The sequence below is a fragment of the Marinomonas rhizomae genome (assembly GCF_024397855.1).
Taxonomy (GTDB): Bacteria; Pseudomonadota; Gammaproteobacteria; order Pseudomonadales; family Marinomonadaceae; genus Marinomonas; species Marinomonas rhizomae_A.
In genome coordinates this window covers 519,436-543,842 of record NZ_CP073343.1, presented here as the reverse complement: position 1 = coordinate 543,842, position 24,407 = coordinate 519,436, and the positions used below count along the sequence as shown (strand labels likewise).

Genomic DNA, 24,407 nt, shown 5'->3' with positions numbered 1-24,407 from the left:
CTAAGATAGGAAAAGCGCATCATTATGTCTAATATATGTTAATCACATGCTTAATATGAAAAAGATATCATGCGTTTTAGAAAATTAAAGTATTTTATTACCGTAGCGGAAGAGCTGCACTTTGGACGCGCTGCGGCTCGCTTGCATATTGCCCAGCCGCCGCTATCCCAACAAATCAAAGCCATTGAAGATGAAATCGGCGCCGTACTTTTTGAGCGTAGTAGCCAGAAAGTCTCTCTGACGCCTGCAGGAGAAGCCCTACTACCTCAAGCAAGGGCTCTTTTGCAGGACTGGGAGAAGATACAAGAACAAGTTCGCAGCATTGCCAACGGCACATCAGGCAACCTATCACTAGGTTTTGTTTGGGCGGCTGGCACGCCGCATTTTTCCAAAGGCATTGCTCAGTTCAAACAAGACAACCATGGCGTAACGCTCAATCTAGAAGAAATGACCACGACCCATGCCTTGGATGCCCTAAGAACAGAAAAAATCGATTTGGCGATGATCTTCCTTAATCCCCTAATGGACATCACCGACCTAGAACACCAAGGCTACGAAACACAAAAACACCTGCTCGCTCTGCCTGAGAACCACCCACTCGCACAAAAAGAAAGCGTGCCTTTAAGTGACTTACACCAGCTGCCGTTTATCTCGTTTGTTAGACAAGCTCACCCGTCTTTGTACGACCAAATCATGCATCACCTACATGCTGCTGGTGTTGAGCCTGATATTGTACAAATTGCTCGGTTGACGCAGACCACTAGAACTCTAGTCGCCGCTGGCGTGGGTATCGCACTTGTTCCAGAATCCACACAATTCGATCAGCGTGAAGGACTCACCTATCGTCCAATTGATGGCGAGCTACCAAAACTGGACATCCACTTTGTATGGCGTAAAAACAGCCTAACTCCCTTGATGGAAAGATTAATCGCCCACCTTCAAGCGCAGGTGCCAAAACAATAAAGCTCGACAATTATCAGCACCAAACAACAGACAAAAAAAAGCCAGTGCAAGCACTGGCTTAACGGAAAATACCGTTCAGAAGAATATTTACTATTTCACTAACGCGGTCATCATGGATTAATTCTGCGCCATGTAAGCGTCATTTATAGAAGCTTCACAGGATTTAACCGCGCTTTCTGTGGTTTCAACCCACTTAGCGCCATATTCATTAACGAACCAATCACGTACTGGTTTCGCCGCTTCTTGGAACTGCGCTTTTTCTTCTGCAGTCGGGGCATAAACTGTACCGCCAGATGCTTTAAACTCGTTATACGCTTCTATCTGACGACGTTTTGGCATGACCGTTGTCACTTCACGTAACGCATCAAAGCCATCCATCATGATGTGTTGAAGGTCTTCTGGCATATCTTTCAGTGAGTCGTTATTCATCCACCACATAGACGCCATATAACCATGGCCATCTAACGTCATGTATTTAATATGTTCATTAAACTTCATACCCATAATATCGGTAATGCCGTTTTTAGTGCCTTCCACCAAGCCCGTTGCCAATGAAGTATATACTTCAGGCCAAGGCACAGCCGTTGGGCTACCGCCCATCGCTTTCACAAGCTGCATTTGGATCGGCGAGTTGATCGTACGGATCTTCAAACCTTCCACGTCAGCAGGTGTTTTAATCAATTTATTGGTTGTCGCAAAGTTACGCCAGCCGCCCGTATTACCAATGGTCATTAAGCGCATAGTACCTGTTCGGTCTAGCAACTCTTTACGAATTGGTCCGACCAACATTTCATTATTCAAGGCACATTCGGCAACACGATCTGTTGGGAATATATAAGGGATATCAAGCGCTTGGATCTCTGGGAAAACATTCGCTAAACCACCTGTCGTGGTATTAAACACTTGGATCAAGTTAGCTTGTAGAGCTTCAATACATTCTGTTGGGTTACCACATAGCTGACCGCCAGAATAAATATTAACGTGAATACGACCGTTTGAGTGCGCTTCAACATAGTCTTTCAACACAACAGCGCCGTCATAATCTTCATCGCTGGTATTAGAAAGATGGACAATATTGAAATCATAATCAGCCGACAATGCAGGCATCGCAGCAAGAGACAAACTCGCCGCCATTAATGTTGGAACAAAAGCAGCTGTGGTCTTTTTTAGTAAAGCGGTTTTTTTCATTTCGAAGGCTCCGTTTTTTATTCTTTGATCACTTTTTTTATTCTGAATCACGCAAGTGGTAAACAAATAAATAGGTCATTCATAAGACTGTCTCAAAAGAGATTACTTATAGAAAATTCACTATTTTCTTGTCATGTCTTGTTTTATATCTTATATAAGACATAAAGTGCAAGAAAATAACAGATTTTTTTATTTCGTCTGGTATTCTAAATTGATTCGATACAAAGCAGGGCAACCCATGACAGTCAGTACACCGCAGCCATCCCCAACCTTCAAACCTCTGTATAAACAGGTTCAAGAGTTAATTACGGAAAGAATTATCGAAGGTTCTTGGAAGCCCGGTGAGATTTTACCGAGTGAGTTTCAGCTTGCAGACCTGCTTGGCGTCAGTCAAGGAACAGTTCGAAAGGCACTTAACGCATTAACAGAAGACAATGTCTTATTTCGTCGTCAAGGCGTGGGCACCTTTGTATCAGAACACACACTGCAAAAAATGATGTTTCACTTTTTCCATTTCAAAAGTGATAACGGTGATATTCCCGAACTGCCTTATGCCCAATTACTCGAAACACAATTAATTACACCCGATGATAAACTGCGCACTCTTTTCGAACTGCCGCCAGAAGAGAAAGTCATTGAAATCCATCGTGTACGCTCGATTAACAATACGGCTTCCATCCGTGAATTGATTTATCTACCCCATCGTTACTTTGCCGATTTACACAAAGAAGAAAAGCTACCACATTCCCTGTATCACTATTATCAGCAGCACTTCAATATTACGGTACACAAAGCCACCGATAGACTAAAAGCCGTGTTAGCCGATGAACAAGACCAAAGTGTTTTAAACATCGCTGCAGGACAACCTCTATTAGAAGTCATCCGCACTGCTCGCGCATTGGACGGACGCACCGTGGAATACCGAATCAGCCGCGCCAACAGCGAAGACCTACATTATCTTGTCGAACTCAATTAACTGACTCTCTATATTAACAAGCAAAATTAACAAACAAAAAAGAGCGCCTGACAGCAACGTCACGCGCTCTTGTCTATTTATTCAAACCTTTCCTATCTAAACCCCCTGCCACATCAAGCTAACACCCGACAATAGCAACAAACTAAACGCCACAAAGCGCATAGCCCGAGCTGAGATAGGAACGGGAAATTTTCTCGCCATTAATGTTGATAGCACAACGACTGGAAAGCCAAGCGCACACAATAGCCAAGTATCAATATCAACACCTTGAGTAAAACTAACAGAACCCACACGTAATGCCGCCGTACAACAAAATATCCCTAACAAGGTCGCGCGTATTCTGGCTTGGTCATCTGGCTGGCGATACATCATGAAGGTAATAGGCGGACCGAACGTTGCAAACATGCCACCCATCACGCCACCAATCACCCCACTGACAGCAAAAGCACCAGCAGAGGATTCCTTTCTCACCCTATGAGCTTGTAGCATCATCACCAAGCTACTGACCACAATGCACAAACCTAAGCTAAATTTGAGCCACCCTAGCGCATTTTCACCCAGATAACCAAGCAGCCATACACCAAGGAAAATGGCTGGTAGGCAAGGCAAAATAAAGCCCCAAAAAGCGCGACGATTTATCTTTCGCCAATGCCCACCATAAAGCCCGATCCCCGCATTGATAAGACTTAACACACTAACCGCAAACGCAGTGACCTCAATGGGCGCTAAACCTAATGCCGATACACTGCTCACGACAATCAATCCAAAAGCGAAACCTGTTGTCGCCTGAATGTAACTGCCGAGCGCAAAGAACAATAATAAAAGCAGGCTCGAACTATCCATAAGCATAAAAGCCTCCCTCGTTTGTTTCGTCCTTAACTATGCCAAAAAACCGTGGTTTACCATCCATCAGGAGGCAAAACCGAGCAAACGAGGCAAGGTCATTGTTAATGCTGGAATATAGGTAATGAGCAAAATAACCATGATATGCACAGCCAAGTAAGGCAGCATTTCGCGGCTAATCGTCTCAACTCGCTCGCCACTCACACTGGACGCAACAAACAGCACCAAGCCCATGGGTGGCGTCGTCAAACCTATGGTCAAGTTGACACACATCACGATGGCAAAATGTAAAGGATCAATACCAAACTGCGTCACGATCGGCCCAAGAATAGGACCCAGAATAAGAATCGCAGGGCCGGCATCTAAGAACATGCCGACAAATAAAAGTAGCAAGTTAATAATCAGCAGTAGCAGCAATGGATTTTCAGTCAAAGAAACCATGATCGCAGCGACTTTTTGTGGCGCGCCAGATAGGCTGATCACCGAAGAAAACGCCACCGCACTGCCGACAAGGAACAAAATCACCGCGGACGATTTAGCCGTAGCGTAAAACAAGCTTGGCAAGCTACTCATCTTCATCGTTCTCGACAACAAGCTAACAACCAAAGCGTAGGCAGCCGCAACCGCCGCCGCCTCTGTCGGTGTAAACACTCCAGATAAAATACCGCCAAGCAAAATAACCGGCGTCATCAAAGGCCAAAAAGCTTGTTTAACCGCCGTACCACGCTCTGACCAAGACGCCTTTTCTGATGCCACTTTATAACCGCGACGACGTGCTAAAAACCACGTCATCGCCATCAAACTAGTGCCAACCAAAACGCCTGGGACAAGACCGGCTGCAAACAATCCACCTACCGACACGTTCATTACAAACGCATACAAGATCATGATGCCACTTGGTGGAATAATCGGCCCAATCACAGACGAAGCTGCTGTTACGGCTGCCGCAAAACGACGCGAGTAACCGTTCTTTTCCATCGCTGGGATCAGCATTTTCCCTAACGCCGAGCAATCCGCTACCGCCGAACCACTAAGGCCTGCAAACAACATAGAAGACAAAATATTAATTTGCGCTAAACCGCCACGTAGATGCCCGATGAAGGCTTGGCTTACCTGTACAAGCGACAAGGTAATGCCACTGCGGTTCATTACCTCACCTGCCAACATAAAAAACGGAATCGCCATCAAAGGAAAGCTATCAATACCGTTATACAAACGCTGTGTCAGCAAGAGATAGAACATCTCTTTGCCTTCTAGAAATAGACTCAAACCCGGCGCAAACAACAAAGCAAACGCAACAGGCATCCCCAAAAACATCACAGAAAGCAAAATCCAGAAAAATGAAATACCCATGGGTTATCCCTCGCTTTCGCTATCTGACAACACAAAATGGTCGTCGTTAGATTCATTAAAAAGACGCGCAATACCAATTAAGAAAAGTTCGATATACACCAGCATCATGACGCCAAAACCAATCGGCATCGCCATGTATGACCAAGCTTTGGTAATAGGCAGCGCCGTGGCTAACATGCGCGTCCCTTTTAGGGCGAAATCTAGGCTTTTATTAAACGCGTAATACAAGACAATCCCGACCAATACATACAACACCAACTCCAGCAGCAAGCTCAAGCGTCTTGGTAAAGACCCTAAAATAATATCGAGCGCCGCGTGTTGCTTAGTGCGAGAGACCACAGGCAGTGTCAAAAACGTCATCCAAACCATCAGGTAACGCGCCAGCTCTTCAGACCAAGGCAATGAATCGTTAAGCACATAACGACAAAATACCTGAACCAAAATCGAGGCGGTCATCACTGCAACGGCAGTGATCGCCAGATACTTGAAAACGAACACAAAGGCAGAATTCACCTGCCCTAGCAAAGTTATTATTCTTGTTAATAAAAGCATAGAGACACCTTTACGAGTTCTTCATTTGCGCCAAATGCGCTTTACACTGACCCAACATATTGGCCAGATCATTGGCAATCGAAACAAAACTAAAGCCGACTTCTAATGCCCATTTTGCATCGTCAGGCGTAGGCATAACGGTTCCTACAGGAATCCCAGCTTGGTTACAGGCTGTCACACAAGCCACGATTTTGGCGCGCACATCAGGGTGATTTACCTGACCTGGCAAGCCCATGGTCATCGACAAATCACCAGGGCCAATAAACACTGCGCTTACGCCATCAAGCTGGCCGATTTCTACCGCAAGCTCTAACGCTTCAACGGTTTCCAATTGAGGGATCAGACAGACTTGCTCATTGGCTGCTGCTGGGTAATCCTCACGGGTTGTATAACGCGCAGCTCGGTGCATTTTTGCGAAGCCACGTTTGCCTAATGGCGGATACATACTGGCCTGAACAATGGCTTTTGCCTCTTCGACCGATTCAACGAATGGGAAATACAAGGTCATACCGCCTTGATCCAATACTTGCTTAATCGCAATCGGATCATGGCTTGGCATACGAACCACCGCTGCGGTTGGCGTTTGCTCAACCGCCCGTAAAATCGGCGTAGTATCGTGAATGCTGGCAGGGCTGTGTTCTAAATCCACCACCAAATAGTCATAGTTCAAAAACGCCATAGCCTCTGCGACCGTTGGGCTACCAGACAGCGTCCAGCCTCCAATCAACTTTTGACCATCCAGTAAACGCTGTTTAAATGGGTTAATCGTCTTGCTCATTTAGAATATCTCCGGTTCATCGATGACAGCGTCACCTTGTAAAAAGTCAAAGTCGCACCCTTCGTTTGCTTGGGTGACATGGGTTGAAAACATAGCGCCATAACCACGAGCAAACTTTGGTGGTGGTGGTGCCCAAGCCGCTTTTCTCGCCGCCATTTCTTCGTCACTAATTTCTAAATTCAGCGTGCGCTTTTCCACGTCCAAGGCGATCCAGTCGCCGGTCTGAACAAAGGCCAGCGGCCCGCCAACATAAGATTCAGGCGCAACGTGTAAAATACAGGTGCCGTAATGGGTGCCGCTCATGCGTGCATCTGAAATACGCACCATGTCACGCACGCCTTTTTGCAAAAGCTTTTTCGGAATCGGTAACCCGCCCCATTCAGGCATACCCGGACCGCCTATTGGCCCAGCATTTTTAAGCACTAAAACGGTATTCTCATCCACATCAAGGTCAGGGTCGTCGATCTGCGCCGTCATTTGAGCGTGGTTTTCAAACACCAAGGCTTTACCGCGATGATTTAACAAATGCGGCGACGCTGCAGAGGGCTTACACACCGCGCCATCAGGGCATAGGTTTCCGGTGATCACACCAATCGTGCCGCGGTCGTTTACTGGGTTATCTAGAGAACGAATCACGTCGTCATTATAAATTTCGACGCCATCCAAGTTCTCACCCAAGGTACGACCATTCACGTTACCTTGATCCAGATGCAAGAAATCTTTAAGGCGAGTTAATAACGCTGGCAAACCACCCGCGTAGAACAGGTCTTCCATTAGGTATTCACCCGCCGGCATAAGATTGGCAATAACAGGGACTTTGCGTGCCCATTCATCAAACAAAGACATGGGTAAATCAATACCAGCACGCCCCGCCATGGCGATTAAATGGATAATGCCATTAGTGGAACCACCCAGCGCAACATAAGTGACAATGGCGTTTTCAAAGGCTTCTTTGGTGGCAAGGGATTTTGGTGTTAGGTCTTCAAATACCATTTTGGTAATGCGCTCACCCGCCAAAGAACACAGACGTTGATGAGCCGAATCGGCCGCAGGAATAGTCGCCGAACCAGGCAAACAAAAGCCCAACACTTCCGCCATAGAAGTCAGTGAAGAAGCCGTCCCCATGGTGTTACAGGTTCCCACAGAACGGGTCATTTTGGCTTCTAGTTCAAGCCAATCTTCATCACTTAAATTACCCGCGCGTTTTTCATCCCAATATTTTCGAGTATGAGTGCCGGTACCAATTTTTTCGCCTTTGAAATTGCCGTTTAGACTCGCGCCTGCGGGAATATAAATAGCGGGAATGTTCATACTAATGGCGCCCATTAGTAAGCCTGGAGTGGTTTTGTCACAACCGCCCATTAAAATCGCGCCATCAATCGGATGACTGCGCAGCAGCTCTTCCGTTTCCATCGCAAGAAAATTTCGGTACATCATGGTAGTTGGTTTTACCATCACTTCACCAAGTGACATGGCAGGCATTTCTAATGGATAACCGCCGGCACGAATAATGCCTTCTTTCACAAACTGCGCACGTTCTCTAAGGTGAGTATGACAAGTACTGATGTCGCTCCAAGTATTAATGATGCCTATAACGGGGCGATTCATGAAATCGCTGCGCTTGTATCCAGTCTGTTGCGTTCGTTGTCGATGCGCAAAAGCTCGCATATTGTCAGGAGCAAACCAACGCTGACTGCGAAGGTCTTCGATACGTTTTGCCATGATGTAGTCCTGTTCTTTCAGTGTTTATTTTTATCGTTCGAGCGCTTAACCAACAATGATTGTTTACGGCTTCTTCAAACTTATGATATAACTCTTATATAAGACATAAGAGAAGTCAAGAACTATCCCATTACTCGTTAAAAATAGTGAACAAAAGTAGCAGCGAAAAGCAGCGACTTGAAATAGATACAATCCGTAGCAATCTAAAAATAAAGCGAACAAACTAATAGAGGTACCGCAATGCTTGAACTAAAGAACAAAGCACTCCTACAAACAAAATGTTTAATCAATGGAGAGTGGGTCGAATCTTCCGAAGGCAATACGCTAGATGTATTCAACCCAGCGACAGGTGAATTAGTAACAACCATTGCAAGCGTTGGTCCTGCCGAAACACAGCAAGCCATCGCTGCGGCGGAAGCGGCGCAAAAAACCTGGAAAAAGAAAACCGCCAAAGAGCGTGCTGGATTATTGCGCCGCTGGCATGACCTACTAATGGAAAACCAAGAAGACTTAGCGAAGCTAATGACCGCTGAGCAAGGCAAACCATTAGCAGAATCCCGTGGCGAAATCGGCTATGCCGCTTCTTTTATTGAGTGGTTTGCTGAAGAAGGCAAACGTATCTATGGCGACATGATTCCAACTTACGCGCCAGATCGCCGCATCCTAGTAATGAAAGAGCCTGTTGGCGTATGCGCTGCTATTACGCCTTGGAACTTCCCTGCGGCCATGATCACTCGTAAAGCGGGTCCAGCGCTTGCGGCGGGTTGTACCTTGATCATCAAGCCTGCCTCCGAAACGCCATTAAGCGCATTGGCCATGGGTGTACTAGCAATCGAAGCAGGCATTCCAGCAGGCGTGATTAATATCGTTGTGGGTAAAGCGAGCCAAATCGCCAAAACCCTAACCGACTCTTCTGTTGTACGTAAGCTAACATTCACAGGCTCTACACCAATCGGCAAATTGCTGATGAAAGACTGTGCTGACACCATGAAGAAAGTCTCTCTTGAGCTTGGTGGTAATGCGCCTTTCGTGGTCTTTGATGATGCAAACATCGATGACGCGGTGGCAGGTGCCATGATGTCCAAATACCGTAATGCGGGCCAAACATGTGTTTGTGCCAACCGCATTTATGTTCAAGCAGGTGTATACGACGCCTTTGTTGAAAAATTTGCCAAGCAAGTAGCCGCCATGAAAATCGGCCACGGTACTGAAAGCGGTGTTGAACAAGGCCCGCTGATTAACCGTGCTGCCGTCGATAAAGTCGACGAACATGTACAAGATGCCATTAGCAAAGGCGGCACAGTCGTTACTGGTGGTAAACGCCATGAATTAGGTGACAACTTCTATCACCCAACCGTTATCGCCAATGCAACACAAGACATGCTGTTTGCCAAAGAAGAAACCTTTGGTCCTTTGGCACCCGTCTTCAAGTTTGAAACAGAAGACGATGTCATCGCTATGGCAAATGACACAGAGTACGGCCTAGCGTCTTATTTCTACTCTCGTGATATTGGTCGTATTTTCCGTGTAGCAGAAGCGTTAGAAACAGGCTTAGTCGGTGTGAACGCTGGCGTCATCGCTACAGAAGTCGCGCCATTTGGTGGTTACAAAGAGTCAGGTCTTGGCCGTGAAGGCTCTAAATATGGCATTGAAGACTACATCAACACCAAATACGTCTGTGTTGCTGGTCTAGATAAATAGCAGATAAATAACAGATAAATCAAAACTTGTAAGGTGTGCTCATATAGCTATGAGCACACTAATTTTTGTCGATCGGAGAATAATAAATGCCGACATTAACCAACCAATACCCTTCCTTAAAAGACAAAGTGGTGTTTATCACGGGCGGTGGATCAGGAATTGGAGAATACCTTGTTCATCACTTTATGGGACAAGGCGCACGCGTAGCTTATATTGATATTGATGACGCTAGCTCTACCGCGTTAAACCAAAAATTGAGCGACGAATTCAACGTTGAACCTTGGTTTAGAAAAGTCGACGTGCGTGACATTGCTGCCTTGCAATCAGCCATTGATGACGCAGCACAAGAGCTTGGCCAGTTAGACGTATTGGTCAATAACGCGGGCAAAGACGACCGTCATAAAATCGAGGACGTCACGCCAGAATACTGGGACAACTGCCTAAACATCAACATGCGTCCGCATTTCTTTGGTATGCAAGCGGCTGCTAAATGGATGAAAGAAGGTGCAAGCATTATCAATATGGGCTCCATCAGTTGGATGCGTGGCCGTGCTGGAATGGTGGGTTACACCACCTCAAAAGGTGCGATTCATACCATGACACGCACAATGGCAAGAGAGCTTGGCCCGCGCGGTATTCGAGTCAATTCCATTGTTCCGGGAGCGGTGGTCACAGAACGTCAAAAAGCCCTGTGGTTAACACCAGAATTGGATCAAGAATTTATTGATGTGCAATCTCTTAAATTCCGCATTGAACCAGACGACATTGTCGCCATGGCGCTGTTCCTTGCCTCTAAGGATAGCCGGGCCTGCGCAGGCCAAAACTTTGTCGTAGATGCCGGAATTGTTTAACCGCCATAACTAATAAAAAAGCATCCTTCTACTTTGCCTAAACTAGCGAGCAAGCAGGATGCTTTTACTTATCCAACGCGTATTAAAACTCAACAATCTCAACCCAATTAGCACCATCACCAGTTGGAGCCCCATCAATTTTAGTGAATCCCCCCGTCTCCACATCCACTCGATATAAACCGACATTAGCGTCATTTTCACCCGATACCACCATAAAGTGACCATCTTTACTGAGCGCAAAACCACGCGGTTGTTGCTCGACTGGAGTCATGTTTTGGTAGCTTGGCAGCCCCGTATTTTGATCAATCGACAAAGTCGTAATGATGCTTTTGGTTCTTTCAGACACATACAAAAAACGACCATCCGCTGACAAATGCATATCCGAAGTCCAAATTTTAGGAAGATCATTACTGGCTTTGATGGAAGGTGGCACACCGTTTTCCAACGCTAATTCTTTCGCAGGGACACCCTCACTTACGCCTTTTAGAGCCAGCAAACCAGAATTAGAATCATACTCATAAGTCATTACCGTGCCTGACAGTTCCCCTAGAACATAGACATATTGACCATCATTAGAAAATACAAAATGCCTTGGACCTGCGTATTTTTCAGTTTTAACGGAAGCAGGCGAGTTTGGTGTTAATTGCCCACTTTGCTCATCAAATAAATACTGCATCATTTCGTCATCTCCTAAGCTAGAAGAGAATACAAAACGATTGTCTGGGCTGGCGTGAATAGCGTGAGCATTGCGGCCAGTATCTAGCACTTGCTGCGCTTCACGGACTACCACACCTGAATCATCGATAGGACTAACACTAACCACATGGCCGCCATAAGATGCGGCAAAGAGAAAACGCCCGGTCTTATCTGTCGAGATGTTCGCCATACTGGTTGGTAAATTCGCGTCACCAACTTGTTTTAAATCACCAGATATAGGGTCAATACGATAAGAAATAACACGAAACGGCTCAGAACGAATTGAAGCGTATAAATGAGACTTGTCTGGACTGACAGACAACGGCATCACATTATCACCCGCTTTCGTACTGCCTAGAAGGAGCAACTTCCCCTGTTTATCGTCTAATAGGTATCGAGTAATGGTGCCGCTTTTTGCATTTGAAACATACACATACTGATTATTATAAGTGTTCTGAGTCATTAATCTTAATCCTGTTAACCTAGTGAATGTCATCAAGTCAGTTAAAAAATATTAAATGTATAACATCACACAAGCATAGGATCATCAATAAACTTTTGCAGGAGATTCAGAGCGACCCTAAGGTTAATTTATTCAGGTTTGTGTAAATTATCTGCAATGGTCACCACGGGAAGGCTTTCTCTCTTTTAATTCTTACACACGCCCCCATTTATTTTCCTATGTACAATTTTTAACCTTAATCTTTTATCTACAAGCGATGGGAACCACTATGAAAGAGCCATTAGATATTCAATTTGTTTCCGATGTAATGTGCCCTTGGTGCGTTGTCGGTCTTGGTAATCTCAATAAAGCACTGGATCAACTTAGCGACAAAATCGATACCACACTGACCTTCCAGCCATTTGAACTGAATCCGAACATGCCTGCAGAAGGTCAAGATCTAAGCGAGCACATCACAGAAAAATACGGTATCAATAAAGAACAATCAGACCAAAACAGAGAAATGATCCAAGCCCGAGGTAAGGAGGTCGATTTTGATTTCAACTTCAATTCAGAAAGCCGCATGCGTAACTCATTTGATGCTCACCGCTTGCTGCATTGGGCCCACCTAGAAGGCAAACAGGCGGAACTTAAAAACGCTCTGTTTAAAGCACACTTTACCCATAACCAAGATGTGAGTGACCACAAAGTGCTCGCCAACCTTGCCGCTAGCGTGGGTCTAGACCCAACGACAGCAAAAGGCATTTTGGATAAGAACCACTTTGCTGATGAAGTCAGAGAACAAGAGCAAACCTGGCAACAGAATGGCATTACCTCTGTACCAACGGTCATCATCAATAACGCCTACGCGATTTCCGGTGGCCAACCAGCAGAAGTGTTTAAAAGCGCAATAGAAGAAGTCCTAGAGAAAATTAAAGCAGAACAATCAGCTTAATAATCTAACGCTTCATTTGAACATAGAAAAGATGACAAAAAAGAAAAGCCCCATGCTACTTTCCAACCAAAGGACAAATAGCAAGGGGCTTTTTCCGTTTAAAATAACTTACCTACTTATAGGTTAGAAAGGATATGGTGTAGCAGATTGCTTAACCGTTACCCATTGCCAATGTGTATAAAGATCCCAATCCGCAGGACCACAAACCGAATTTCCATTACCTGATGCACCACAACCACCAAATGGGTTGATGCATTCATCATTAACGGTTTGATCATTGATATGCAGCAAACCAACATGTAGCTGAGCACCAATGCGCTGCGCACGGGAAAGATCATTCGAAATAACCGCGCCCGCTAAACCATATTGAGTATTATTGGCCATCGCAATCGCTTCATCATCGCCTTTAAAGGTGACGATATTGACCACTGGGCCAAAAATTTCCTCTTCAAAAGAGCGCATTCCCGGTTTCACATTACTCAACACCGTTGGCGAGTAAAAAGGCCCGTCATGCGTTCCGCCCGCTTCTAATTTAGCGCCCGCAGCAATGGTGTCTTGCACAATGGCATGTACTTTTTCAAGTTGGCGCTGATTAATCAGCGGGCCCAAAGCCACTTTCCCAGACACAGGATCGCCAACCGGTAAATGTTGTGCTTTTTCGACGATTTTTGCGGTTAACGCTTCTGCAATACTCTCTTGTACGAGAATACGACCAGACGCCATGCAAATTTGCCCTTGGTGGAAATACGCGCCCCAAGCAATATTGCTCGCAGCCACATCAAGATCGGCGTCTTCAAGAATAATCAGTGAGCTCTTACCGCCTAACTCAAGAGACACTTTTTTCAAGTTACGGCCGCAGGCTTCACCAACTTTACGACCCGCTGCAGTCGACCCAGTGAACGCCACCATACCTATTTCTGGCGCGGCGCAAAGAGCTTCTCCGGCTTCAACGCCACCAGGTAAAACTTGGAATACGCCTTTTGGCAAACCAGCGGCTTCCAAAGCAAGGGCGAGAATAAAGCCACCCGTTACTGGCGTTTGAAGGTCTGGCTTAGTCACAACGGCATTACCCGTCGCTAAGGCTGGCGCAATAGATCGAATCGAAAGAATCATCGGAAAATTAAACGGCGAAATAACACCCACCACACCAATAGCCTTGCGTGTCGCATAAGACATACGTTCAGGAACAGAAGGCAACGTCAGGCCATTAGGCTCCAAGGTCATATTGGCCGCCAATTGCAGGATTAAAATGGCTTCTTTTACTTCGTGCTGACCTTTAGAAATAATGCCGCCCGTTTCACGCGCGATATACAAAGCAAGCTCCTCGGCATTCTCTTGAATAAAATGCGCCGCTTTATGAAACAAGGCTGCCTTGTCTCTTGGTGGGACTTTGACCCATTCTTTTTGCGCTTCATGCGCTCGCTGACATGCGGCATAAACATCGTCTGCCGAGGCAATACCAACGTCGCTTAAAGGCTTACCCGTTGCGGGTTCCATGACCTCTTGCTTATTTGAAGCCGCAACCCAATCACCCGTAAAAAACGTCCCTGACCATTTTTTTGATTCCAGTACGGATACCGTCATATCTGCTCTCCTATTTATTTTTATTTAATGGTTTATACCTAAAGCAATACCTATGCCGAAATATTATTATTTTTCTTTCACTCTCAATAGAAGTGTCAAACCATTGATAACTAATGCATTTCAATCAATATAAAACTAGAAAGTACGATCTAGCATAGCTTAAATATTAAACAGCGCACTTGACGATATCATTAAACTCAATCAACACTAGGAAAAAAGCAGTTGATCATTTCATCAATTAGATGGAAGAGGAAAATAATAATGACAGACTCGCATCGTATTTCTTTGGCAGATTTGGCTAAAAACAGCAAAAAGATCTTACTCAAAGGCTGCTCCAGTGAACTAGATGGCCAAAATGCCCCCACCGTAGAAGAGCTGACCGAATGCCTATTTTTCTCGCCAGGTGATGGCCGTATTTGGTTAGACGATCAACGCATGCTGCTGATTCACAGCTCCTCATTTGGGCTGCTGCGGCGCGAAATAATTGATTCTCTTGGTCTCGATAAGTCTCGCGACATTCTCACTCGAACCGGTTATTTGTCCGGTCTTCGTGACGCAGAACTCATTCAAAAACGCTGGCCAGATTCCGATCCTGCCTCCATTTTTGAAGCCGGCACTCACCTTCATGGTTTAGAAGGTGTTGTCAAAGTGGAAACCATTTTCTTTGAGTTTGATACAGAAAAAGGCGTATATGACGGTGAGTTTTTTTGGCATCACAGCAGTGAAGACGAAGAGCACATTGCCGCCTATGGCATTGGTAGCTACCCCGCCTGCTGGATGGAATTAGGCTACGCCATCGGCTATGTCTCTGGTTTGGTCGGCTCTTTGGTGATTTTCCGAGAGGTAGAATGCCAGTCTATGGGACACTCCATCTGCCGAGTCGTCGGTAAATCCGCTGAACTTTGGGATGATATCGAAGACGACATTCGATTCCTGAATGTCACTACCAACGCTGCCGACATGCGTATAAAACCAGACCCGCAGCTCGATAAAATGGAACCAGAAACATCAGACGACCAACCCAAGATGATTGGTGTTTCCGCTGCGTTTACCGCCGCAAATCATTCATTACAAAAAGTGGCGCCAACCAATGCAACGGTATTATTCACTGGAGAATCAGGCGTCGGTAAAGAGCTTTTTGCCAGCATGCTGCATAAGTTTAGTCATCAAACGGGCCCGTTTGTGGCATTTAACTGCGCCGCCATTCCTGAAAGCCTAATGGAAACAGAACTATTTGGTGTCGAAAAAGGCGCCTATACTGGTGCAACGAGTAGCCGCCCTGGACGCTTCGAGCGAGCAAACGGTGGCACGCTCTTCTTGGATGAAATTGGGACTCTTAGCCTTGCTGGGCAAAGTAAATTATTGCGCGTCTTACAAGAAAAAGAAGTAGAGCGAGTCGGAGGTATCTCGGCAATTAAAGTCAATGTTAGAGTCGTCGCAGCAACCAATGTCGACCTACGTAAGGCCGTTGAAAAAGGCGAATTCCGCGAAGATCTATTCTTTCGTTTAAACGTATTCCCTATCCATCTACCACCACTAAGAGATAGAAAAGCCGATATTCCCCTGCTCGTTAACCACTTCTATCATCAGTTTTGCCAACTGCATCAAAAAGCCCCTTCGGGCATGGCGCAATCCGCGCGACAGGCGCTATTAAATTATCGCTTTCCGGGTAACATTCGTGAGCTACAAAATTTAATGGAACGCGGCGTGATCGCTTCCGAAGAAGGTGAGCCCATTGATCTCCCGCATTTATTTAGAAATGAATTTATTCCCGAAGAGATTATTTACTCAGTGAATCATCAAGGCACGTTAAGCCATGCTGATAGCAAAAAAGCATCCACTGAATCGCTCTTGGAGCAGATCACGCAATTTGTCGGTGGGAAAGATCATCTAGATATTGAAAAGCTCGAACAAAATTTATTACAAGAAGCCGTAGATAATGCTCAAGGCAATTTATCTGAAGCCGCCAGACGAGTTGGTCTAAGCAGACCCCAACTGGCTTATCGCCTCAAAAAAAATAAGTAAGGCAGAAAAATGGTCATTTAAAATAGAGTAACGCCATGAGGAAGCGTGATCATGGTGCCACTCTATTTGTTGCAGTCTGTCGTATTGCACGTCGTTACAAATAAGTCGAAGCCAGTCCGCCATCTATAGGAATATTTGCACCACACACCCAGCGGGATGCATCGGAACAGAGAAAAGCAATCACTTCTGCCACTTCATCCGAATAAGCGGGACGCAACATGCGTTCGGCGTCTTTTTGGACTCGCTCTTCACCCAACATAGACACAAAATCACCTAAAATGGGCGTAAAGACAGGACCAGGAGCCACACAGTTCATACGTATGCCATGATCACGAAACCAAGTAAAAGCTTGCTGCGTAGACCAAACAATCAAGGCTTCTTTAAAATATTGATAGCAGGTTTCTTGTGGCACTGGATTCTTTTTCAGCCAAGCAGCGCCTTCTTCAAAATAAGAGGTATCAGCCAAGGTTTTATGCTGTTCAAGACGTTCTGGCCATTCAATACCTAGAACAGAAGCCACATGCACAATGCTGGCCCCTTGATTGAATCTAGGAATCAAAGCTTCACTTAAATGGCGTAACCCCAAGTAATTAACTCGACCAACCAAATCAGCCTCAGCCGTACCAGGAACACCTGCAATATTACATAGAGCATCGATTTTTTCTGGCAATAAATCCAAAGCCGTATCAATCGCGGTAGGATTACCCAAATCAATTTGGACAAAACCATCCAACGTCATACTAGGTTCATTGCGATCAACCCCTATAACCCGTGCACCATGGAAACGAGCCAGCCTTGCAACGTCAGCACCGATACCAGAAGACACACCGGTGATTACGATCGTTTTATTCGTTAACATTATCTTGTTTCTCCTTATTTTTTTTATGAAACCGACAGAGTAGAAAAACGCCACTGTGCTAATCAGTTACAAGGAGAATTGCATGGAATATGCCCAAATCGAAAAAACAACCATAATTTTATTTTATGCTTCTTAAGGCATTGATATTCATATTGATTTCTTATCAAGGAGTAAATAAAGGACAGGACAACCTAGAAGGTTTCTTCCCCTATATTTAACCAAATAGTAAAACCCAAAAATCGGATAAAAAGAAAATTTGATGATTTAAAGAAATAGTCGAAAGGCAAAATGGCAGCAATAATCAGTCTTTCTGCCATTTAAGCGTCTGCCGGATTCGGCTTAACGCCACAGGAGTAATGCCGATATAAGACGCAATTTGTTGCTGTGGAATCACATTTTTCAGTTCAGGGTAGTCGGCACAAAAATCGAGATAGCGACGCTCAGCAGAATGTTTTACAAAGGCATTTTCACGCTCTTCTTTGGTAATAAAAATACGCTCTAGAAATTTAGCATAACACTCTAAAAAACCAACATCCTGACGCATCTGCTCGTAAAAAGCTCGCCAAGGATAGGAAGAAATCATGCTATCTTCCAAGGCCTGAATACCGAACAAAACACGTGCTTCGGTCACCATCGCCTTAGTTGAGCCAATGATTCTTGGGCTCTTCGCAAAGGTTTGCGTGAACTCTTTCCCTTCATCGGAGACACTCACATAACGCACTAATCCAGAATGTAAAAAAAACAGACGATTCGCAAAATCCCCTTGCCGAAACAAATAATCGCCTTTTCGAATGACATGAACGTCCATTGACACTGTCAGTCTTTGCCAATCAATGTCATAACCCAATTCGTTAAAATAGGCTTGAAAGCTATTTTGCAGTTGAATTCGATCCATGGACTATTTTCACCTTGCTTAAATTGCCATCAATAAGAAACAGTGCGATACCTAAAATGAGAATGCCTGAAGCAAAAGGCCAATCTACCAAACTTAATAAACGTGATTGAGTCAACGCAGTAAACAAGGCAACCCAAACAGGTATCGTATAAGACATCGCCAGCAGTCGACTCGCTCCAACTGTCATCACCAAACGCTGCTGCAATATAAAGGTAAATAAGGTCGTAAACACAGTCAAATACAATACATTCACCCAAAAACCTTGTGACGACCATTGCACCTGATCCAATTCACCCCAGATCAACGCAATAGGCAGCAGCCAGAGCGATCCAAATAACATAATCATAAACGCGCCAGACAGCGCGCCTAACGAACGCCCCCATTTTTGTACCGACACCACATGCAGCGCCAATAAAAAACACGCCCCAACAAAAATATAATCGCCTGAATGCCACCCGAAGCCATCGTTACCTTGAATAGGAAAGTCTTGCGCGGAAGAACCTTGTGTAGAAAATAACACTATCATCGCGCCGATAGAGCCAAGCACAAAGCCAATCACTCGCCACAAAGGCGCGACTTCTTTTAGCCAAACTCTCGCAATCATCACACCAATTAAGGGAACCAGTGTATACAAAACAGAAGTATTAAGCGGCGTTGTAGACTTCAAAGCGACAAACAAACCGATAAAAAAGCCGACTAACGCGCCACTGATCACCACATAATGAAAAAGCCGCTGTCGAACAGCAAACAACGCCTTAAACTGCTCGATTTTATTCAGCTTGCCACGATGCCAGCTGAACAATAAGGCCGGCAGCATAATGAGCATCGCCAATAAAAAGCGAAACGCCGAGGTCGCAATAGGACTAGCGTATTCCACCATATGACCCGATACGATAAAAGAAGACGCCATCAACCAAGCCCACAACAATAAAGTAAAAAGCGCAGTCATGATTTTACTCCGACGCTATTCACCGACAACATGGGCTCTAAAAAACGAATAAATAAATGCTCGACCACCGCGGGTTCAAGAGCAAGACCAAACTCAGACAGTAGAATATTCCCAAGCACTTCTGGGCTTTCAATCTGCTGCTTACGCTCGCCTAATCGGTCTCGCGTGATAAGTTCAGAATTCACCAACGCAAGGGTCTGATCGTTCTTTTTCAGTGTCACCATCAAGTTCTTTAAAAACACCGCATGTGGATTTTTATGAGAATAAAAATGCCCTAACTCACAATCTGCATCGGTGTAAGTCGCCCCGTCAAAACGGTAAAGCGTGAAATAGTCCGCGCCTTTTATAACCTGCAAATCATACTCGCCCTTGCCTTTTGCCATCAGGCGATAACGATCCAAACCGGCCGATTGATCAGTATTGATATCGAGTCGTAATGGCGCTATTGGCCCATTACCACCAAAACCTGTGTCCACTAAATAGCTCACGCCTTCTATTGTTAACAAGGTTACTCTGTGGGTTCTGCCTGCTTCGCGCTCAAGGTTATTATTCAGTACTCGCGCCAACTTAAGCTGCACGTCATAACCCAACGCTTTCAACAACTCATACGTCAACTTGTTATGCTCAAAGCAATAACCACCCATACCACGCGTGACGATTTTCTCGCTGATTGCCTCTACATCCAGAGAAATATCTTCCCCTAGCACCACCGCCAAACTATTAAAGCTATAACGAGCCACATGCTTTTCTTGCAACGCCATAACAAATTCAATGTTCAGCAGCTCCGGAACCGCCAACCCAAGGTCGGATACATAGTTTTGTAGACTTGGTGATAACAACATAATTTGCGCCCTTTAATAATGAACAAACATGGAATACAACCAAGATTACAGGAGCCGAGCAGATAAGGAATTAACATAGGTTAAGGAGGCATCTTTTATATAGTCAGATTTTAGACAAAAAAAAGCAGCGTTTTACCGCTGCTCAAACTTTCGCCGTAGAAGCCTTCTTCATACTAGATAAAGCACTATTGCTTACTTAACTCCGCATTTCCTCTTGCCACATCTGATGCCATGCGTTCATACGTTTCTTCTAATGTCAGCTCTCCAACGATTAACTGACTCATCCGTTGAACAATGGTGTCATAAACAATATTGCCGCCTTTGGCTTTCTGGAATCGACGAATGCTTTCAGTAACATTGCTCGCATTATTCGCAAAGACCGTCATTGCAGACTTGGCATTTTCATCTTCCAGCTGGTAATTGATGTTTTTAACATTAGCACCTGGAATAATAATAAACTCTTCTGCTAGTTCTCTTTGTACAGACGCAGAACCTAAGTACTCAATTAACTCAGCCACCGCTTCAGGATGTTTAGTTTGCTTAAAGGCTGCTACATATGTAGCACCAGGCATCGGAATACAACCACCGTCACCACAAGGTGCATTCAAAGCCGTCCACTCAAATGCATCGCCTATTTTTTCTTTAAATGGGTTTACCATCCAGTTACCAGCAAAATACGTCACAACATTGGCATTAATGAACTCATCGCCCATATTTTTATAACGTGTTCCGCCTGCCGCACCCCACATTTCTTTCGGGAAAGCGCCTGTTTTCGTCCAGTTATAAAGGTCTTTTATGTAAGCTTTCGTTGGCGCATCTGGGAAGTTAAACGTTCCGTCACTGTTAACAAAGTTAGCGCCATAAGAATAAGCAGGACCGCTAAAGCGGTGCCCAGAACGGTCCATAGTGAAAGGAATCTCAACACCCGTTTTATCTGCAACCTTGACCGATGCAGCAACCACGTCAGCAAGGGTCGCGCCTTGTTTAGGGATTGGGACGCCAGCTTGTTCAAATAAGGTGACATTCACGAAAGGTAAATTAAGGGTTTGTGATGCGACATAGCCACCAATTTTATCTGGCGCACTTTTATCATCTCGTAACAAACTTAAGGTGTTGCCATGAAGCTTGGCAAAGCCATCTGGGTCTTTCATATAAGGACGCAGGTCTAAGGTAAACTTCATGAGCGAGTTATCAGCAATTTTCGCAAGGTCAGGGCCCTCACCCACAGACAACTGCAAAGGCAACTGTTCTTTGGATTGCGCATAACTAGTAGTGACATAATCCACAGAAATATCTGGATGTGTTTTTTCAAACTTTTCGACCAACTCACCCATTTTTTTCACATAATTGGGATCATCATCAGTAAACCAAAAAGTTAAGTTTTGTGTGGCGGCTTGCGCCTGCCCAGCCAATAACGATGCGGCAGCAAGAGTACTTAGAACAACATTCAAACGAGCCATTTACTTCACCTCATTTTGTTTTTATTTAGTTAAGGTTATGAAAATATTTTCATTAAATTAATTCGAAATTTACTATTGATAGCGGTTAGATTATAGACATATACTGAAAAAAATTGCCAAATAAAATTTGAAAAACTCTTTCAACAAATAAACAATGAAAATTTTTTCATAAATATAAAGAGACCCAAAATGAACAAAAATAAAATCTATTGGGACCTTGCTACTAACAGCGCAATTAACCGCTGGGCTATGTCACCTGCCGAAGAAACCTATTTTCCGGGCGAAGCCAGAATCATGCCGGACGCCGTAGACTATCGCTTTATCAATGGCTGGGTAGAGACAGGGGATTTACCCTGCAGGGAAAGTTTGAGGGAGCATATTGCTCAGCGGACCGTATCCCTTCCTAACGAACTTTCTTTCCCTGAAATCTATTTCGGCGGTGAAGACAACCGTGTGGACTTCTCCACTTTTCGCTTCCGCCCAACATTAATAGAGCGCTGGCTGACTTGTTCCTTATTCTCAGAACAAGCCCAAGAAGTTGAGTTTGCCTTAGAAACTTGTGGTGGCGTTCACATTTGGCAAGATGGCCAAAAAGTGGTCCAGCTTGACCATTATCAACGCAACAGCCCAACAAACCAATCCTTCACTTTAAACCTTCCAGCAGGCAGCTGTGAACTGATTGTTTTCTTAGAAGAACTCCATGAACGTGATGCCAGCTGCTATTTTGTATTGACGCTTAAAAAAGGCGACCAAATCAAAACGGGGCTATCACTAGAAGTTGATGAAGACGAAGTAAAAGAAATCGAAAAAACCCTCGACGGCTTACGTACCAATCAAGTGTTTTATTGCAATGAAGACCTATTGATCGAAGCCGATTACAGACCAACAAAAGCGACCAAAGTACAGCTTGATACTGGCAGTTACCCTAGCGAAACCGTCACCATGAATGTACTACTTGATGGTATGAAGATGCAGGAAGAAGTCAGCTTCGTTGTTGACCAAACATTTTCATCTGCCACTCTATTTAATACTCAGGGTTTAAACGCAGGCTGTATTTCACTGCGCTTTTTGGTCAAAACAGGCCCACTTACTTTTAGCCGCAGCCTTGGCACGACCATTTTACCACCAGCAATCGATGTCACTTCTTTGGATTTAGCCTCTCGCAAAGCCCTTGCTTTAGAAACCATGCTCAGCCATGGCAAGGAAGAACCAGCCAGAGCATTAGCCGCTCTCGCCTTAAAACAACAGCCAGAATTAGCCAGCCGCCTGATTGAACGCGCCCTACTGCCTATTAAAGAGCGCCACGATTGCGCGGATTTCTGGATATTGCCACTTCTTTGGATGTACAAAAGCTATGGTTACTCTCAACTTGAACCGGCGCTTTGGGATCAAGTCAAACACGAGGTACTAAACTTCCGCTACTGGCTAGATGAACCGGGCAATGACGTGATGTGGTTCTGGAGCGAAAACCATGTTTTATGCTTTCACGTCGCACAATACCTTGCCGGCAGTTTATTCGAAGATGAGATCTTCCCGAATAGCGGCAAAACAGGTAAACAACATAAAGCTCAAGCCCATGCTCGTTTAATCCGTTGGTTTGACTCAATGGATGATCACGGGCTAGCGGAATGGAACTCAGCCGCTTATTATCCGATTGATTTTCTTGGCTTATTTACTCTCATGACCAATGCAGAAGATGACATATTGGTTTCTCGAGCTAAACAGCTGATCGATCAGATTTTTATCATGGTTGCCCTTCACACCACTGGCAGCGTATGCGCCGGCTCTCAAGGTCGAATTTATGAAAAAGAATTATTGGCGGGACCTGCAACAGAGCTTGGCTCCATCGCGGCTATTGCCTTTGGCGGACAATGGTACCCAGGCTACGACCGAGTAACAGCGTTATTAGCAGTAAGTGATTACCAACCGCCTAAGCTTTGTGAGCGTCTACTGAGTGTACCTGCTGGAGAATCCATCTACTCAAGATACACACAAGGATTAGATCACAACGCGAAGATCACCTTATGGAAATCAGCGTCATCACAGCTGTCGACGGTGTCCGACTACAAAACTGGGCAAAAAGGCCACCAGCAACACTTTCTAGATGTTCAAACCAACGCTCACCCATTGGCTCGTTTCTGGATCAACCATCCAGGTGACCTAAAAGTCTGGGGCGGTAGTCGACCTTCTTATTGGGCCGGTAACGGCGTGCATCCAAAAGTCGCGCAATACAAAAACATTGGCTTTATGATTTTTGACCAAAGAGCCTTCGATGACGTTATTAACTTTACCCATGCCTTTGTGCCAGCACCGATCTGCGACGAATTTATCGAAGAACCCCATTGGCTATTTGCTCGCTCTGGTTCCGCACTGGTCGGTATTTATTCCTCTCAAGCCTTACAACCATTAAAGCATGGACTTTACGCCGGTTATGAATGGCGCGCTTATAGCGACCATTGCGCCTGGTTGGTGATAAGCGGCGAAATAGACGATCACAAAGATTTAGAGCGTTTCCGCGAACACTGCTTAGCGCACGCCCCTGAATTCCGAGAGGAAGATAATCAAATTAACCTAAATTACGGCAATGGCACACTGGCATTGAACTACCACTCTGGTATTCACCTAGAAGGTAAACCTATCCCGTTTGCTCCCTTGTCACCCACTCCACACTTAGCCTTTTGCGACGCTGAGCTTATTCCTTGGAAAGATTTATCGTCGTAATGCCTTTTTCAATTTATTAGGGCTATTAATCCAGCCGCAGTTTATCAAGGCT

General features: G+C 45.1%; 20 protein-coding genes. 7 read left to right on the top strand and 13 right to left on the bottom strand.

All coding sequences use genetic code 11. From position 1 onward, the window contains the following. Positions 1-69: 69 nt before the first annotated feature. The gene (locus KDW99_RS02405) at positions 70-963 is read left to right on the top strand and encodes a LysR substrate-binding domain-containing protein (RefSeq protein ID WP_255827741.1); all 894 of its coding nucleotides are present in this window, start codon (positions 70-72) and stop codon (positions 961-963) included. 117 nt (positions 964-1,080) lie between these two features. Here KDW99_RS02405 and KDW99_RS02400 read toward each other — a convergent pair whose 3' ends face one another. Next, on the bottom strand, positions 1,081-2,151 hold the full coding sequence (locus tag KDW99_RS02400; RefSeq protein ID WP_255827740.1) for a TRAP transporter substrate-binding protein: 1,071 nt from the start codon (positions 2,149-2,151) through the stop codon (positions 1,081-1,083). A 238-nt stretch (positions 2,152-2,389) separates the two neighbouring features. On the opposite strand from KDW99_RS02400, the gene KDW99_RS02395 reads away from it, so the two are divergent. After that, positions 2,390-3,127 (top strand): GntR family transcriptional regulator, encoded by a 738-nt coding sequence (locus tag KDW99_RS02395; protein ID WP_255827739.1) that lies wholly within the window; start codon positions 2,390-2,392, stop codon positions 3,125-3,127. Between the two features lie 96 nt (positions 3,128-3,223). Here KDW99_RS02395 and KDW99_RS02390 read toward each other — a convergent pair whose 3' ends face one another. The 5 genes from KDW99_RS02390 to araD all read right to left on the bottom strand — a co-directional run bounded on the left by KDW99_RS02390 (position 3,224) and on the right by araD (position 8,375). Then, positions 3,224-3,970, bottom strand: a complete 747-nt coding sequence (locus KDW99_RS02390) for a TSUP family transporter (RefSeq protein ID WP_255827738.1) — start codon at positions 3,968-3,970, stop codon at positions 3,224-3,226. A gap of 66 nt (positions 3,971-4,036) precedes the next feature. Beyond that, positions 4,037-5,323 (bottom strand): TRAP transporter large permease, encoded by a 1,287-nt coding sequence (locus KDW99_RS02385; RefSeq protein WP_255827737.1) that lies wholly within the window; start codon positions 5,321-5,323, stop codon positions 4,037-4,039. A 3-nt stretch (positions 5,324-5,326) separates the two neighbouring features. Next, on the bottom strand, positions 5,327-5,875 hold the full coding sequence (locus tag KDW99_RS02380; protein ID WP_255827736.1) for a TRAP transporter small permease: 549 nt from the start codon (positions 5,873-5,875) through the stop codon (positions 5,327-5,329). A 10-nt stretch (positions 5,876-5,885) separates the two neighbouring features. Beyond that, positions 5,886-6,653, bottom strand: a complete 768-nt coding sequence (locus KDW99_RS02375; protein ID WP_113917503.1) for an HpcH/HpaI aldolase family protein — start codon at positions 6,651-6,653, stop codon at positions 5,886-5,888. Continuing rightward, positions 6,654-8,375, bottom strand: coding sequence for an L-arabinonate dehydratase (gene araD, locus KDW99_RS02370; protein ID WP_255827735.1), 1,722 nt, complete (start codon positions 8,373-8,375; stop codon positions 6,654-6,656). A gap of 240 nt (positions 8,376-8,615) precedes the next feature. On the opposite strand from araD, the gene KDW99_RS02365 reads away from it, so the two are divergent. Both KDW99_RS02365 and KDW99_RS02360 read left to right on the top strand, forming a co-directional pair. Beyond that, positions 8,616-10,076 (top strand): NAD-dependent succinate-semialdehyde dehydrogenase, encoded by a 1,461-nt coding sequence (locus tag KDW99_RS02365; RefSeq protein WP_255827734.1) that lies wholly within the window; start codon positions 8,616-8,618, stop codon positions 10,074-10,076. Between the two features lie 86 nt (positions 10,077-10,162). Continuing rightward, entirely contained in the window at positions 10,163-10,927 is a 765-nt protein-coding gene (locus tag KDW99_RS02360) for an SDR family NAD(P)-dependent oxidoreductase (RefSeq protein WP_255827733.1), read from the top strand. 82 nt (positions 10,928-11,009) lie between these two features. Here KDW99_RS02360 and KDW99_RS02355 read toward each other — a convergent pair whose 3' ends face one another. After that, complete coding sequence (locus KDW99_RS02355; RefSeq protein WP_255827732.1) at positions 11,010-12,086, bottom strand: lactonase family protein; 1,077 nt, start codon at positions 12,084-12,086, stop codon at positions 11,010-11,012. A 268-nt stretch (positions 12,087-12,354) separates the two neighbouring features. Between KDW99_RS02355 and KDW99_RS02350 the strand changes: the two genes are divergently transcribed. After that, on the top strand, positions 12,355-13,020 hold the full coding sequence (locus KDW99_RS02350) for a DsbA family oxidoreductase (RefSeq protein ID WP_255827731.1): 666 nt from the start codon (positions 12,355-12,357) through the stop codon (positions 13,018-13,020). 123 nt (positions 13,021-13,143) lie between these two features. On the opposite strand, the gene KDW99_RS02345 is transcribed toward KDW99_RS02350, so the two are convergent. Continuing rightward, positions 13,144-14,604 carry a benzaldehyde dehydrogenase gene (locus tag KDW99_RS02345; protein WP_255827730.1) on the bottom strand — a complete coding sequence of 487 codons (1,461 nt, stop codon included), beginning with the start codon at positions 14,602-14,604 and terminating at the stop codon, positions 13,144-13,146. A gap of 261 nt (positions 14,605-14,865) precedes the next feature. Between KDW99_RS02345 and KDW99_RS02340 the strand changes: the two genes are divergently transcribed. After that, on the top strand, positions 14,866-16,629 hold the full coding sequence (locus KDW99_RS02340; protein WP_255827729.1) for a sigma-54-dependent Fis family transcriptional regulator: 1,764 nt from the start codon (positions 14,866-14,868) through the stop codon (positions 16,627-16,629). Between the two features lie 94 nt (positions 16,630-16,723). Here the strand turns inward: KDW99_RS02340 and KDW99_RS02335 are convergent, their stop codons facing one another. The 5 genes from KDW99_RS02335 to KDW99_RS02315 all read right to left on the bottom strand — a co-directional run bounded on the left by KDW99_RS02335 (position 16,724) and on the right by KDW99_RS02315 (position 21,634). Further along, positions 16,724-17,488 carry a coniferyl-alcohol dehydrogenase gene (locus KDW99_RS02335; RefSeq protein ID WP_255827728.1) on the bottom strand — a complete coding sequence of 255 codons (765 nt, stop codon included), beginning with the start codon at positions 17,486-17,488 and terminating at the stop codon, positions 16,724-16,726. A gap of 301 nt (positions 17,489-17,789) precedes the next feature. Then, on the bottom strand, positions 17,790-18,383 hold the full coding sequence (locus KDW99_RS02330) for a Crp/Fnr family transcriptional regulator (protein WP_255827727.1): 594 nt from the start codon (positions 18,381-18,383) through the stop codon (positions 17,790-17,792). Further along, on the bottom strand, positions 18,358-19,332 hold the full coding sequence (locus KDW99_RS02325; RefSeq protein WP_255827726.1) for a DMT family transporter: 975 nt from the start codon (positions 19,330-19,332) through the stop codon (positions 18,358-18,360). The genes KDW99_RS02330 and KDW99_RS02325 overlap by 26 nt, the downstream gene beginning before the upstream one ends. Beyond that, the gene (locus tag KDW99_RS02320) at positions 19,329-20,174 is read right to left on the bottom strand and encodes an arylamine N-acetyltransferase family protein (RefSeq protein ID WP_255827725.1); all 846 of its coding nucleotides are present in this window, start codon (positions 20,172-20,174) and stop codon (positions 19,329-19,331) included. Before KDW99_RS02320 ends, KDW99_RS02325 begins: the two co-directional genes overlap by 4 nt. Positions 20,175-20,359: 185 nt before the next feature. After that, positions 20,360-21,634, bottom strand: a complete 1,275-nt coding sequence (locus KDW99_RS02315) for an ABC transporter substrate-binding protein (protein ID WP_255827724.1) — start codon at positions 21,632-21,634, stop codon at positions 20,360-20,362. A gap of 189 nt (positions 21,635-21,823) precedes the next feature. On the opposite strand from KDW99_RS02315, the gene KDW99_RS02310 reads away from it, so the two are divergent. Beyond that, the gene (locus KDW99_RS02310; protein ID WP_255827723.1) at positions 21,824-24,355 is read left to right on the top strand and encodes a hypothetical protein; all 2,532 of its coding nucleotides are present in this window, start codon (positions 21,824-21,826) and stop codon (positions 24,353-24,355) included. The last annotated feature ends 52 nt before the right edge of the window (positions 24,356-24,407 follow it).

What these genes read in the sequence shown, in the direction of transcription:
- KDW99_RS02405 (WP_255827741.1), top strand. Translation starts at nt 70, where the DNA reads ATGCGTTTTAGAAAATTAAAGTATTTTATTACCGTAGCGGAAGAGCTG.
- KDW99_RS02400 (WP_255827740.1), bottom strand. Translation starts at nt 2,151, where the DNA reads ATGAAAAAAACCGCTTTACTAAAAAAGACCACAGCTGCTTTTGTTCCA.
- KDW99_RS02395 (WP_255827739.1), top strand. Translation starts at nt 2,390, where the DNA reads ATGACAGTCAGTACACCGCAGCCATCCCCAACCTTCAAACCTCTGTAT.
- KDW99_RS02390 (WP_255827738.1), bottom strand. Translation starts at nt 3,970, where the DNA reads ATGGATAGTTCGAGCCTGCTTTTATTATTGTTCTTTGCGCTCGGCAGT.
- KDW99_RS02385 (WP_255827737.1), bottom strand. Translation starts at nt 5,323, where the DNA reads ATGGGTATTTCATTTTTCTGGATTTTGCTTTCTGTGATGTTTTTGGGG.
- KDW99_RS02380 (WP_255827736.1), bottom strand. Translation starts at nt 5,875, where the DNA reads ATGCTTTTATTAACAAGAATAATAACTTTGCTAGGGCAGGTGAATTCT.
- KDW99_RS02375 (WP_113917503.1), bottom strand. Translation starts at nt 6,653, where the DNA reads ATGAGCAAGACGATTAACCCATTTAAACAGCGTTTACTGGATGGTCAA.
- araD (WP_255827735.1), bottom strand. Translation starts at nt 8,375, where the DNA reads ATGGCAAAACGTATCGAAGACCTTCGCAGTCAGCGTTGGTTTGCTCCT.
- KDW99_RS02365 (WP_255827734.1), top strand. Translation starts at nt 8,616, where the DNA reads ATGCTTGAACTAAAGAACAAAGCACTCCTACAAACAAAATGTTTAATC.
- KDW99_RS02360 (WP_255827733.1), top strand. Translation starts at nt 10,163, where the DNA reads ATGCCGACATTAACCAACCAATACCCTTCCTTAAAAGACAAAGTGGTG.
- KDW99_RS02355 (WP_255827732.1), bottom strand. Translation starts at nt 12,086, where the DNA reads ATGACTCAGAACACTTATAATAATCAGTATGTGTATGTTTCAAATGCA.
- KDW99_RS02350 (WP_255827731.1), top strand. Translation starts at nt 12,355, where the DNA reads ATGAAAGAGCCATTAGATATTCAATTTGTTTCCGATGTAATGTGCCCT.
- KDW99_RS02345 (WP_255827730.1), bottom strand. Translation starts at nt 14,604, where the DNA reads ATGACGGTATCCGTACTGGAATCAAAAAAATGGTCAGGGACGTTTTTT.
- KDW99_RS02340 (WP_255827729.1), top strand. Translation starts at nt 14,866, where the DNA reads ATGACAGACTCGCATCGTATTTCTTTGGCAGATTTGGCTAAAAACAGC.
- KDW99_RS02335 (WP_255827728.1), bottom strand. Translation starts at nt 17,488, where the DNA reads ATGTTAACGAATAAAACGATCGTAATCACCGGTGTGTCTTCTGGTATC.
- KDW99_RS02330 (WP_255827727.1), bottom strand. Translation starts at nt 18,383, where the DNA reads ATGGATCGAATTCAACTGCAAAATAGCTTTCAAGCCTATTTTAACGAA.
- KDW99_RS02325 (WP_255827726.1), bottom strand. Translation starts at nt 19,332, where the DNA reads ATGACTGCGCTTTTTACTTTATTGTTGTGGGCTTGGTTGATGGCGTCT.
- KDW99_RS02320 (WP_255827725.1), bottom strand. Translation starts at nt 20,174, where the DNA reads ATGTTGTTATCACCAAGTCTACAAAACTATGTATCCGACCTTGGGTTG.
- KDW99_RS02315 (WP_255827724.1), bottom strand. Translation starts at nt 21,634, where the DNA reads ATGGCTCGTTTGAATGTTGTTCTAAGTACTCTTGCTGCCGCATCGTTA.
- KDW99_RS02310 (WP_255827723.1), top strand. Translation starts at nt 21,824, where the DNA reads ATGAACAAAAATAAAATCTATTGGGACCTTGCTACTAACAGCGCAATT.